At 72.2% G+C, this 12,123-nt stretch carries 9 protein-coding genes; 1 reads left to right on the forward strand and 8 read right to left on the reverse strand.

All coding sequences use genetic code 11. The features are described 5' to 3' along the window. Positions 1 to 3: 3 nt before the first annotated feature. The 8 genes from pgk to uvrA all read right to left on the reverse strand — a co-directional run bounded on the left by pgk (position 4) and on the right by uvrA (position 11,028). The gene (gene pgk / locus K353_RS08385; RefSeq protein WP_111552941.1) at positions 4 to 1,209 is read right to left on the reverse strand and encodes a phosphoglycerate kinase; all 1,206 of its coding nucleotides are present in this window, start codon (positions 1,207 to 1,209) and stop codon (positions 4 to 6) included. 164 nt (positions 1,210 to 1,373) lie between these two features. Beyond that, complete coding sequence (gene gap / locus K353_RS08390; RefSeq protein ID WP_100840261.1) at positions 1,374 to 2,381, reverse strand: type I glyceraldehyde-3-phosphate dehydrogenase; 1,008 nt, start codon at positions 2,379 to 2,381, stop codon at positions 1,374 to 1,376. A 230-nt stretch (positions 2,382 to 2,611) separates the two neighbouring features. Next, on the reverse strand, positions 2,612 to 3,592 hold the full coding sequence (gene whiA / locus K353_RS08395; RefSeq protein WP_014138611.1) for a DNA-binding protein WhiA: 981 nt from the start codon (positions 3,590 to 3,592) through the stop codon (positions 2,612 to 2,614). Beyond that, the gene (yvcK, locus tag K353_RS08400; protein WP_233533451.1) at positions 3,583 to 4,614 is read right to left on the reverse strand and encodes a uridine diphosphate-N-acetylglucosamine-binding protein YvcK; all 1,032 of its coding nucleotides are present in this window, start codon (positions 4,612 to 4,614) and stop codon (positions 3,583 to 3,585) included. Before yvcK ends, whiA begins: the two co-directional genes overlap by 10 nt. Positions 4,615 to 4,700: 86 nt before the next feature. Continuing rightward, positions 4,701 to 5,585 carry an RNase adapter RapZ gene (gene rapZ, locus K353_RS08405; protein WP_370447570.1) on the reverse strand — a complete coding sequence of 295 codons (885 nt, stop codon included), beginning with the start codon at positions 5,583 to 5,585 and terminating at the stop codon, positions 4,701 to 4,703. After that, entirely contained in the window at positions 5,582 to 7,585 is a 2,004-nt protein-coding gene (uvrC, locus tag K353_RS08410) for an excinuclease ABC subunit UvrC (RefSeq protein ID WP_111552944.1), read from the reverse strand. The genes rapZ and uvrC overlap by 4 nt, the downstream gene beginning before the upstream one ends. 52 nt (positions 7,586 to 7,637) lie before the next feature. Further along, positions 7,638 to 8,051 carry a Rieske (2Fe-2S) protein gene (locus tag K353_RS08415; protein WP_111552945.1) on the reverse strand — a complete coding sequence of 138 codons (414 nt, stop codon included), beginning with the start codon at positions 8,049 to 8,051 and terminating at the stop codon, positions 7,638 to 7,640. A gap of 97 nt (positions 8,052 to 8,148) precedes the next feature. Next, positions 8,149 to 11,028: an excinuclease ABC subunit UvrA gene (gene uvrA, locus K353_RS08420; protein ID WP_111552946.1), complete on the reverse strand. Its 2,880-nt coding sequence runs from the start codon at positions 11,026 to 11,028 to the stop codon at positions 8,149 to 8,151. Positions 11,029 to 11,279: 251 nt separating this feature from the next. On the opposite strand from uvrA, the gene K353_RS08425 reads away from it, so the two are divergent. After that, complete coding sequence (locus K353_RS08425; protein ID WP_111552947.1) at positions 11,280 to 12,095, forward strand: maleylpyruvate isomerase family mycothiol-dependent enzyme; 816 nt, start codon at positions 11,280 to 11,282, stop codon at positions 12,093 to 12,095. Positions 12,096 to 12,123: the final 28 nt, after the last annotated feature.

Raw genomic sequence — 12,123 nt, forward strand, 5'->3', positions numbered from 1 at the left:
TTCTCAGTCCTCCAGGGCGGCGAGACCGGGGAGGGTCTTGCCCTCCAGGTACTCGAGGCTCGCGCCACCGCCGGTCGAGATGTGTCCGAACTTCGCCTCGTCGAACCCCAGGGTGCGCACCGCCGCCGCCGAGTCGCCGCCGCCGACCACGGTGAACGCGTCGGAGTCGAGCAGCGCCTGGGCGACCGCCCGGGTGCCGTCGGCGAACGCCGGGTGCTCGAAGACGCCCATCGGGCCGTTCCAGAACACGGTCTTCGCGTCGGCGATCTTCTCCGCGAACAGCCGGGCGGTCTTCGGGCCGATGTCCAGGCCGAGCGCGCCGTCCGGGATCGCGTCCACGTCGACCACCGCGTAGTCCTCGACCGGGGCGCCGGTCTTGACGTCCGGGAAGCTGCCGGAGACCGCGGTGTCCAGCGGGACCACGAACTCGACGCCCTGCTCGGCGCCGCGCTTCAGGTAGTCCTGGACGACCCGGATCTGGTCCTCCTGGAGCAGCGAGGCGCCCACGCCGTGGCCCTGGGCCGCGATGAAGGTGTACATCATGCCGCCGCCGATCAGGATCCGGTCGGCCTTGCCGAGCAGGTTCTCGATCACGCCGACCTTGTCGGAGACCTTCGAGCCGCCGAGCACCACCACGTACGGGCGGGCGACGTCCTCGGTGAGGCGCTTGAGGACGCCCACCTCGGTGGCGATCAGGTCGCCGACCGCGTGCGGCAGCCGGGCCGGGAGGTCGTAGACGGAGGCGTGCTTGCGGTGCACCGCGCCGAAGCCGTCGCCGACGTACACGTCCGCCAGGGCGGCCAGCTCGTCGGCGAACGCGCCGCGCTCGGCGTCGTCCTTGGCGGTCTCGCCGGCGTTGAAGCGCAGGTTCTCCAGCAGCGTGACCTCGCCGTCGCCGAGGGCGGCGACGGTGGCCTTCGCGCTCTCCCCGACGGTGTCGGTGGCGAACGCCACCGGACGGCCGAGGATCTCGCCGAGGCGGACCGCCACCGGCGCGAGGGAGAACTTCGGGTCCGGCTCGCCCTTGGGACGGCCCAGGTGCGAGGCGACCACCACGCGCGCGCCGCGCTCGACGAGCTTGGCGATGGTCGGCGCGACGGCGCGGATCCGGCCGTCGTCGGTGATGGTGTCACCGGACAGCGGCACGTTGAGGTCGGCGCGGACGAACACCCGCTTGCCGGAGACCTCCAGGTCTTCGATCGTCTTCACGGTCTTGCTCCTCAGGGGGTGGAACGGTGCGCAGACGGCGACACGACGGCGGGCCACCGGTATCGGGGAGTGGGACGGACGAGGGTGGGCGCAGCGGCAGGGCCCGGTCGGCGGTGACAGCCGTCCGGGCCCTGCCCCTCACGTCACGTCGACTACCGCCGGGGTCAGAGCTGGTCGCCGACCAGGGAGACCAGGTTGACCAGGCGGTTCGAGTAGCCGAACTCGTTGTCGTACCAGCCGAGCACCTTGACCTGGTTGCCCTGCGCCATGGTCAGCTGCGAGTCGAAGATGCAGGAGTGCGGGTCGTTCACGATGTCCGAGGAGACGATCGGGTCCTCGGTGTACGCCAGGTAGCCCTTGAGCGGGCCCTCCTGCGCGGCCTTCTGGAAGGCGGCGTTGACCTCGTCCTTGGTGACCTCGCGCTCCAGGGTGACCACCAGGTCGGTGATGGAGCCGGTCGGGACCGGGACGCGCAGCGAGGTGCCGTCCAGCTTGCCCTTGAGCTCCGGCAGGACCAGGGCGGTGGCCTTGGCGGCACCCGTCGAGGTCGGGATGATGTTCTGCGAGGCGGCGCGGGCGCGGCGCAGGTCCTTGTGCGGGAAGTCCAGGGTGACCTGGTCGTTGGTGAAGGCGTGCACGGTGGTCATCAGGCCCTTGACGATGCCGAAGTTCTCGTGCAGGACCTTCGCCATCGGCGCCACGCAGTTGGTGGTGCAGGAGGCGTTGGAGATGATGTCGTGCGCGGCCGCGTCGTACTTGTCGTCGTTGACGCCCAGCACGATGGTGATGTCCTCGTCGGTGGCGGGCGCCGAGATGATGACCTTCTTCGCACCGGCGGCGAGGTGCTTCTTCGCAGCCTCGGCCTTGGTGAAGATGCCGGTGGACTCGACGACGATGTCGGCGCCCAGCTCGGCCCAGGGAAGGTTGGCGGGGTCGCGCTCGGCGGTGACCTTGAAGGTGTGACCGTCGGCGGTGATGCTGTCCTCGGTGTGCGAGACCTCGCCGGGGAAGGTACCGAGAGTGGTGTCGTACTTGAGCAGGTGAGCCAGCGTCTTGGTGTCGGTCAGGTCGTTGACACCGACGATCTCGATGTCAGCGCCCTGGGACTTGACCGCACGGAAGAAGTTGCGGCCGATGCGGCCGAACCCGTTGATGCCTACCCGGATCGTCACGAACCGATCTCCTCTTAGGTACGCCGGGCCGGAGCCCGACGGGGGTGAAATTTGGGTTGTCCCCGACCACTGCTGACCCTACCTCGCCCAAGTGTCGCAAGGCACATCGCCTCACCGGTAGGGCGCGGCGGCCCCGACGTGCGCAGGGGGCGTGCGCGGTGGGCGGCGGCGGGTGCCGCTGCCTGCCGCGCACGCCCCCTGCGGTGCGCCTCGGGACGGTTGACGGGCCGTCAGTTCAGGGCCATCTCCTCGGTCAGGTTGGCCTCGGTGTTCGGCAGGCCGAGTTCGGCGGCCCGCTTGTCGGCCATCGCCAGCAGGCGGCGGATCCGCCCGGCCACCGCGTCCTTGGTCAGCGGCGGGTCGGCGAGCGCGCCGAGCTCCTCCAGCGAGGCCTGCTTGTGCTGCATGCGCAGCGCGCCGGCCGCGGCCAGGTGCTCGGGCACCTCCTCGCCGAGGATCTCCAGGGCGCGCTGCACCCGGGCGCCCGCGGCGACCGCGGCCCGGGCCGAGCGGCGCAGGTTGGCGTCGTCGAAGTTGGCCAGCCGGTTGGCGGTGGCCCGCACCTCGCGGCGCATCCGGCGCTCCTCCCAGGCCAGCACCGACTCGTGCGCGCCGAGCCGGGTGAGCAGCGCGCCGATCGCGTCGCCGTCGCGGATCACCACCCGGTCGACGCCGCGCACCTCGCGGGCCTTGGCCGGGATGCCGAGCCGGCGGGCCGCGCCGACCAGGGCGAGCGCCGCCTCCGAGCCGGGGCAGGTGATCTCCAGGGAGGAGGAGCGGCCGGGCTCGGTCAGCGAGCCGTGCGCGAGGAACGCGCCGCGCCAGGCGGCCTCCGCGTCGCAGGTCGCCCCGGAGACCACCGCCGGGGGCAGGCCCCGGATCGGCCGCCCTCGTCCGTCCACCAGCCCGGTCTGCCGGGCCAGCAGCTCGCCGTCCTTCACCACCCGCACCACGTACCGGCTGCCGCGGCGCAGACCGCCGGGGGCCATCACCACCAGATCCGAGGAGTGTCCGAAGATCTCCAGGAGGTCCTTGCGCAGTCGCCGGGCCGCAATGCCGGTGTCCAGCTCCGCCTCGATCACGATGCGGCCGCTCACAATGTGCAGTCCGCCCGCAAAACGCAGGATCGCCGAGACCTCCGCCTTGCGGCAGCAGGCACGGGTGACGGGAAGCCGGGAGATCTCGTCTTTCACCGCTGCCGTCATCGCCATGGGCCGATCCTTCCATGAGTCCGGAAAATCCGGTCGTACGCGGCGGCCAAGAGCTCCGCGTCGTGTCGCGGCGTCCCGTCGTCGCGGGCCACCGAGTCGAGCACCAGGGCGGCGCCCATCCGCTCGGCGGCCTGTTCCAGGCCGGCCAGGTCGGCCACGCCGAAGGCGCCGCCGCTGACCGCCCGCTCGTCCACCAGGATCGCATCCACCGCCAGGCCGGGGGCGTGGTCGGCGATCACCTCCAGGTGGCGCTGCGGGGTGAAGCCCTCGGTCTCGCCGGGCTGCGGGGCCAGGTTGAGGGTGAGCAGGCGGCGGGCCCGGGTCCCGGTGAGCGCCTTGGCCAGGTCGGGGACGAGCAGGTGCGGCAGCACGCTGGTGAACCAGGAGCCGGGGCCGAGCACCACCCAGTCCGCCTCCAGGACGGCCTGCACGGCCTCCGGGACGGCCGGCGGCCCGTCCGGCAGCAGCCGGATCGACTGCACGGTGCCGGGCGTGACCGCCACCGCGGCCTGGCCGCGGACCGCGGACACCTCGCCGGGGCGCAGCGGGTCGTGGCCACGGACCTGCGCCTCGATGTCGAGCGGGACGGCCGACATCGGCAGCACCCGGCCCTGCACGTTCAGCAGCCGGCCGACCCAGTTCAGCGCCTCCACCGGGTCGCCGAGCTTCTCCCACAGCGCCACGATCAGCAGGTTGCCCACCGCGTGGCCGCCGAGCTCGCCGGTGCCGGCGAAGCGCTGCTGGATCACCTCGGACCAGGTCCGGCCCCACTCGTCGTCGCCGCAGAGCGCGGCCAGTGCCTTGCGCAGGTCGCCGGGCGGCAGCACCCCGAGCTCGGTGCGCAGTCGGCCGCTGGAGCCGCCGTCGTCGGCGACGGTGACCACGGCGGTCAGCTCGGTGGTGAGCCGGCGCAGCGCGGAGAGCGACGCGGACAGGCCCTGGCCGCCCCCCAGCGCGGCGATCTTCGGCACGCCGGGGCGCGGCTGGACGGCCCGCTCGGCCGGTCTAGTCCGGAGCTGCAGCCGCGCTGGCAGGTATCCCGTCACGCCGACCCCATGTTCCTGTCTCGTGCTCGGCCGGGGCGGCGGTGCGGGGGTTCCCCGGCCGCCTACTCCCGGCCCATGTCCCGGTGGACCAGCACCGTCTCGACCCCGTCCGCGATCAGACGCTTGGTCAGCTGCTCGGACATCGCCACGCTGCGGTGCTTGCCTCCGGTGCAGCCTACGGCAAGCGTCATGTAGCGCTTCCCCTCCCGGCGGTAGCCCTCGGTGACGATCCGCAGCAGCTCGGTGTAGCCGTCCACGAACTGCTGGGCCCCGGGCTGCTGGAAGACGTACTCGGCCACCTCCGGGTCGGTCCCGGTGCGGGCCCGCAGCTCGGGCACCCAGTGCGGGTTGGGCAGGAAGCGGCAGTCCACCACCAGGTCGGCGTCGACCGGCAGGCCGTACTTGAAGCCGAAGGACATCACGGTGGCGCGCAGCTCCGGCTCGTCCTGGCCGGCGAACTGGGCGTCCATCTTGGCGCGCAGCTGGTGCACGTTGAGGTTGGAGGTGTCGACCACCAGGTCGGCCTCGCCGCGCAGCTCGCGCAGCAGCTCGCGCTCCTGGGCGATGCCGTCGACGATCCGGCCGTCGGCCTGGAGCGGGTGCGGGCGGCGGACCGACTCGAAGCGGCGCACCAGCGCGTCGTCGGAGGAGTCCAGGAAGACCACGCGCAGCCGCACGCCGCGCTTCTCCAGCTCCTCCAGCGAGGTCAGCAGGTCGTCGAAGAAGGTCCGGCCGCGGACGTCGACCACGACGCCGATCCGCGGCACCGCGCCCTGCGAGCGGGCCCCGAGGTCGACCATGGTGGGGATCAGCGCGGGCGGCAGGTTGTCGACCACGAACCAGCCGAGGTCCTCCAGGCACTTCGCGGCGGTGGAACGACCCGCCCCCGACATGCCCGAGATGATCACCAGCTCGGGGGTGGTCTCCCCCGCGTTGGACACTGTCACGTCTCTTCCCCGCTTCTCGGTACCGCTGTGGCCGTGCTGTCTTCGATGATCTCGCCGGTCGCGGTGTTGACCGCGAATGCGGCGGGTGTACGGGAAGCCAAGGCTGCGGCAACAGTCTCGGCGGTGCGGCGCCCGACCCCGGGGACCTCGCACAGTTCGTCGACGGTCGCCGCCCGCAGCCTCTTCAGCGAACCGAAGTGCTTGAGCAGGGCCCGGCGGCGAGTCTCGCCCAGCCCGGGGACCGAGTCCAGTTCCCCCGCCGTGAGCCGCTTGGCGCGCTTGGCCCGCTGGTAGGTGATGGCGAAGCGGTGCGCCTCGTCGCGGACCCGCTGGAGCAGGTACAGGCCCTCGCTGGAGCGCGGCAGCACCACCGGGTCGTCCTGGCCGGGCAGCCACACCTCCTCCAGCCGCTTGGCCAGCCCGCACACCGCGACGTCGTCGATGCCCAGCTCGTCCAACGCCCGGACGGCGGCGGCGACCTGGGGCTGTCCGCCGTCGACCACCAGCAGCTGCGGCGGGTAGGCGAAGCGCTTGGGGCGGCCGTTCTCGTCGAGCGGCGAGCCGTCCTCCTCCGGGGCCTCCTCGGGCACCGCCCACTCGCCGGTGCGCTCGCGCTCCTGGAGGTAGCGGCGGAAGCGGCGGGTGATCACCTCGTGCATCGAGCGGACGTCGTCCTGGCCCTCGAAGCCCTTGATCTGGAACCGGCGGTACTCGCTCTTGCGGGCCAGGCCGTCCTCGAACACCACCATGGACGCCACCACGTCCTCGCCCTGGAGGTGCGAGACGTCGAAGCACTCGATGCGCAGCGGCACCGAGTCCAGCTCCAGCGCCTCGGCGATCTCCTGGAGGGCGCGGCTGCGGGTGGTGAGGTCGGAGGCGCGCTTGGTCTTGTGCAGCGCCAGCGCCTGCTGGGCGTTGCGCTGCACGGTCTCCATCAGGTCCTTCTTGTCGCCGCGCTGCGGGATCCGCAGGTCGACCTGGGCGCCGCGCAGGCCGGCGAGCCACTCGTGCACGGCCTCCTCGGGCAGTGCGGGGACGAGCACCTCGCGCGGGACCTGCTCGCTGCCCTCGCCGTACAGCTGCTGGAGGGCGTGCTCGACCAGGCCCGCGGTGTCGACGTCCTCGACCTTGTCGGTGACCCAGCCGCGCTGGCCGCGCACCCGGCCGCCGCGGACGTGGAAGATCTGCACGGCGGCCTCGAGTTCGTCCTCGGCCAGGGCCAGCAGGTCGGCGTCGGTGCCGTCGCCGAGCACCACCGCGTTCTTCTCCATGGCGCGCTGCAGCGCGGCCAGGTCGTCGCGCAGCCGGGCGGCCTTCTCGTACTCCATCTCGGCGGCGGCCCGCTGCATCTGCTGTTCCAGCCGGCGCAGGTGGCCGCCCGTCCGGCCGGCCATGAAGTCGCAGAACTCCTCGGCGAGTTCGCGGTGCTCGGCGGCGCTCACCCGGCCCACGCAGGGCGCCGCGCACTTGCCGATGTAGCCGAGCAGGCAGGGGCGGCCGACCTGCTGGGCGCGCTTGAAGACGCCGTTGGAGCACGTCCGCACCGGGAAGACCCGCAGCAGCAGGTCGACCGTCTCGCGGATCGCCCAGGCGTGGCCGTACGGGCCGAAGTAGCGCACGCCCTTCTTGTGCGCCCCGCGGGTCACCTGGACCCGGGGGAACTCCTCGTTCAGGGTGACCGCGAGCTCCGGGTAGCTCTTGTCGTCGCGGTACTTGACGTTGAACCGCGGGTCGAACTCCTTGATCCAGGAGTACTCCAGCTGGAGCGCCTCGACCTCGGTGGACACCACCGTCCACTCCACGGACGCCGCGGTGGTCACCATCGTCGCGGTGCGCGGGTGCAGGTTCGCCACGTCCTGGAAGTACGAGGAGAGCCGCTGGCGCAGGCTCTTCGCCTTCCCCACGTAGATGACCCGGCCGTGCGCGTCACGGAACTTGTACACCCCGGGCGAGAGCGGGATCGCCCCCGGCGCCGGTCGGTAGGTGGACGGGTCTGCCATGCCCCTACCGTACCGACTGGCGCGGACACTCCGCGGCGTCCGGCGGGGTTCGTCAGCTCTTGGTGACCTGGAGGTTCCCGTTCTGCACCGCGACCCGGTAGGCGGGCAGCGGCGCGGGGGCCGGGCCGTCCTGCACCGCGCCGTCGGAGATCCCGAACCGGCTGCCGTGGCACAGGCACTGGATCTGCTCCTTGACCACGCCGTTGACCAGGCAGCCGGCGTGGGTGCACTTGGCGCTGAACGCCCTGTACTCGCCGGCGGCCGGCTGGGTCACCACGACGGCCTGCTCCTTGTACACCTTGCCGCCGCCGACCGGGACGTCCGCCGCGGGGCCGAGGTCGACCGGGCCGGCGGACGCGCTCCCGGTGTCGTCCTTGGCGGAGGAGCAACCGGCGGCCGCGGTGCCCGCCAGCGCGACGGCCGCGCAGCACAGGACGGTACGGCGGGAGGCGGTGGGCTCGGTCATCGGGGCTCCTCGGTGCGGGAATCGGCGCCGAGCAACGTAGCACGCGCGCCGCGGCCCGCCCGGGGAGCGACGGGTGCTCCCCGGGCGGGCCCGGCGGCTACTTCTTCCCGCGCTTCTTCGCGGGCGCCGCGTCCGAGACGCCCGGCAGGATGTCGCGCAGGAACTTGCCGGTGTGGCTGGCGGTGGAGGCCGCGACCTCCTCCGGGGTGCCCTCGACGACCACGCCGCCGCCGCCGGAGCCGCCCTCGGGGCCCATGTCGACCAGCCAGTCGGCGGTCTTGATGACGTCGAGGTTGTGCTCGATGACGATGACGGTGTTGCCCTTCTCGACCAGCCCCTCCAGGACCTTGATCAGCTTGCTGATGTCCTCGAAGTGCAGGCCGGTGGTGGGCTCGTCCAGGACGTAGACCGTCCGCCCGGTGGAGCGCTTCTGGAGCTCGGCGGAGAGCTTGACCCGCTGGGCCTCGCCGCCGGAGAGGGTGGTGGCGGGCTGGCCGAGCCGGACGTAGCCGAGGCCGACCTCCTTGAGCGTCCTGAGGTGGCGGGCGATCGCGGGGACGGCCTCGAAGAAGTCGAGCCCCTCCTCGATCGGCATGTTCAGCACCTCGGCGATGGACTTGCCCTTGTAGTGGACCTCCAGCGTCTCCCGGTTGTAGCGGTCGCCGTGGCAGACCTCGCAGGGGACGTAGACGTCCGGCAGGAAGTTCATCTCGATCTTGATGGTGCCGTCGCCGGAGCAGTTCTCGCAGCGGCCGCCCTTGACGTTGAACGAGAACCGGCCGGGCAGGTAGCCGCGGACCTTGGCCTCCTGGGTCTCCGCGAACAGCTTGCGCACGTGGTCGAAGACGCCGGTGTAGGTGGCCGGGTTGGAGCGCGGGGTGCGGCCGATCGGGGACTGGTCGACGTGCACCACCTTGTCGACCAGGTCGGTGCCGGTGATCCGGGTGTGCCGGCCGGGGACGCTGCGGGCGCCGTTCAGCTCGCGGGCCAGGTGCGCGTACAGGATGTCGTTGACCAGCGTGGACTTGCCGGAGCCGGAGACGCCGGTGACGGCGGTGAAGGTGCCGAGCGGGAAGGCGACCGTGACGTCCTTGAGGTTGTGCTCGCGGGCGCCGTGCACCACCAGCTGGCGCTTCCTGTCGCGCGGGCGGCGGGTCTCCGGGATCGGGATGGCGCGCCTGCCCGACAGGTACTGGCCGGTCAGCGACTCCTCGTTGGCCAGCAGCTCCTTCAGCGAGCCGGAGTGCACCACCTTGCCGCCGTGCTCGCCGGCGCCGGGGCCGATGTCGACGATCCAGTCGGCGGTCTTGATGGTGTCCTCGTCGTGCTCGACGACGATCAGCGTGTTGCCGATGTCGCGCAGCCGGACCAGGGTCTCGATCAGCCGGTGGTTGTCGCGCTGGTGCAGGCCGATGGACGGCTCGTCCAGCACGTACAGCACGCCGACCAGGCCGGAGCCGATCTGGGTGGCCAGCCGGATGCGCTGGGCCTCGCCGCCGGAGAGGGTGCCGGCGGCGCGGTTGAGCGAGAGGTAGTCGAGGCCGACGTCCACCAGGAAGCGCAGCCGCTCCAGCACCTCCTTGAGCACCCGCTCGGCGATCTGCTTGTCCCGGCGGTCCAGCCGCAGCGCGCCCAGGAAGTCCGCGCAGTCGCTGATCGACATCGCGGAGACCTCGGCGATGGACTTCTCCATCACCGTCACGGCCAGCACCACCGGCTTGAGCCGGGTGCCCTTGCAGGTCGGGCAGGGCACCTCGCGCATGTAGCCCTCGAAGCGCTCGCGCCCGGCGTCGCTCTCCGACTCGGAGTGCCGGCGGGTCACGAACGGGACGACGCCCTCGAAGGCGGTGGTGTAGGAGCGCTCGCGGCCGTAGCGGTTGCGGTAGCGGACCTCGACCTGGGTCTTGTGGCCGTACAGCAGCGCCTTGCGGGCCCGCACCGGCAGCCCGGCCCACGGGATGTCGGTGCGGAAGCCCAGTTCGCCGGCCAGCGCGTTGACCAGCCGCTGGAAGTACTCCTTGGTGGCGCCCTGCGACCAGGGGTGGATGGCGCCCTCGTCCAGCGACTTCTCCTCGTCGGGGACGAGCAGCTCCGGGTCGACCTCCATCCGGTTGCCCAGGCCGGAGCAGTCCGGGCAGGCACCGAACGGGGAGTTGAAGGAGAAGGAGCGCGGCTCCAGCTCCTCGAAGGAGACGTCGTCGTACGGGCAGTAGAGGTGCTCCGAGAACATCTTCTCGCGCTCGGGGTCGTCCTCCGCCAGGTCGACGAAGTCGAGCACCACCATGCCGCCGGCCAGCTTGAGCGCGGTCTCCACCGAGTCGGTGAGCCGGCGCTTGGCGCCCGCCTTGACGGTGAGGCGGTCGATGACCACCTCGATGGTGTGCTTCTCCTGCTTCTTGAGCACCGGCGGCTCGGTCAGCTGGACGGTCTGCCCGTCCACCCGGGCGCGGGCGTAGCCCTTGGACTGCAGGTCGGCGAAGAGGTCGACGAACTCGCCCTTGCGCTCCCGGACCACCGGGCTGAGCACCTGGAACCGGGTGCCCTCGGGCAGCTCCAGCACCTTGTCGACGATGGCCTGCGGCGACTGCCGGGCGATCGGGCGCCCGCAGTGCGGGCAGTGCGGCTTGCCGATCCGGGCGAACAGCAGGCGCAGGTAGTCGTACACCTCGGTGATGGTGCCGACGGTGGAGCGGGGGTTGCGGCTGGTGGACTTCTGGTCGATCGAGACGGCCGGGGAGAGGCCCTCGATGAAGTCCACGTCCGGCTTGTCCATCTGCCCGAGGAACTGCCGGGCGTACGAGGACAGCGACTCGACGTAGCGCCGCTGGCCCTCGGCGAAGATCGTGTCGAAGGCGAGGGAGGACTTGCCGGACCCGGAGAGGCCCGTGAAGACGATGAGGGAGTCCCTGGGCAGGTCGAGCGAGACGTTCTTGAGGTTGTGCTCACGTGCACCACGGACGACGAGGCGGTCTGCCACTGCTACTGGCGCCTTTCTCCGGGTCGAAGGGAGGAGGGGGATGTGCTTCTTCGTGCTTCTTCCAGGATGCGCCCGCCAGCGTACTGACTCATTCGTTCGAATCCGAGCCGGTCCGCCGGGGCCACCCGGACGGGTGAACGGCACCCGCGCTCGACGGTAGCGTCAACGACTGACAACCGGCCCGGGCAACGCCCCGGGCCCGCACCGCACCGCCTCGACCCGTTTTCCCGACCGTCGAAAGGCCATGCCCGATGAGCGACGCCACCACCGCGGCCGCCACCGCCGCGGCCGCCGCAGCCGAGCGGCTGCGGGCCACCGCGGAGAGCACCGACCTGCTGCTGCACACCCTCGCCGAGCTGGAGCCCGCGGCGGTGTTCGAACCCTCCGCCCTGTCCGGCTGGACCCGCGGGCACCTGCTGACCCACCTCGCCCGCAACGCGGACTCCCTGGTCAACCTGCTCACCGGCGCCCGCACCGGACGGCAGGTCCCGCAGTACGCCACCCCCGAGACGCGGGACGCCGACATCGAGGCCGGGGCCGGACGCCCGCTGGCCGAGCAGGCCGCCGACCTCCGGGAGAGCCAGCGGCGCTTCCAGGACTTCGCCGCCGGGCTGGAGCCCGAGCACTGGGCCGCCCCGATCACCCACCGCGACGGCACCGTCTTCCCGGCCTGGCAGGTGCCGGGGAAGCGGCTGATCGAGCTGGAGTACCACCACGTCGACCTGAACGCGGGCTACACCCCGGCGCACTGGCCCGAGCCGTTCGCCGTCGCCGAGTTCCAGCGGCTGGGCGCGCGCCTCGCCGCGCGGGACGACCTGCCCGACCTGCTGCTGGTCGCCGAGGACGCCGGGCTCCGGGTCCGGCTCGGCGGCGGTGGCGGTGGCGGTGACAGCAGCGGTGGCGACGGCGACGGCGGGGCGCCCGGGCTGGTCGCCGAGGGCCCGGTGCGGGCGCTCACCGGCTGGCTGTCCGGCCGCTCGGACGGGGACGGCCTCCAGGTCCACCGCGGCGACGAGGGCCTGGTCGACCCCCGCGGCGCGCTGCCCGCGCTCCCCCCGATGGGATGATGGGGCGCGAGTGGACGGAATTGACGGA

The organism is Kitasatospora sp. SolWspMP-SS2h, assembly GCF_003259315.1.
Taxonomy (GTDB): Bacteria; Actinomycetota; Actinomycetes; order Streptomycetales; family Streptomycetaceae; genus Kitasatospora; species Kitasatospora fiedleri.

Bases quoted from the DNA above. Each gene is read 5' to 3' on its own strand.
- uvrC (WP_111552944.1), bottom strand. From the start codon at position 7,585: ATGGCAGACCCGTCCACCTACCGACCGGCGCCGGGGGCGATCCCGCTC.
- K353_RS08425 (WP_111552947.1), top strand. From the start codon at position 11,280: ATGAGCGACGCCACCACCGCGGCCGCCACCGCCGCGGCCGCCGCAGCC.
- whiA (WP_014138611.1), bottom strand. From the start codon at position 3,592: ATGGCGATGACGGCAGCGGTGAAAGACGAGATCTCCCGGCTTCCCGTC.
- K353_RS08415 (WP_111552945.1), bottom strand. From the start codon at position 8,051: ATGACCGAGCCCACCGCCTCCCGCCGTACCGTCCTGTGCTGCGCGGCC.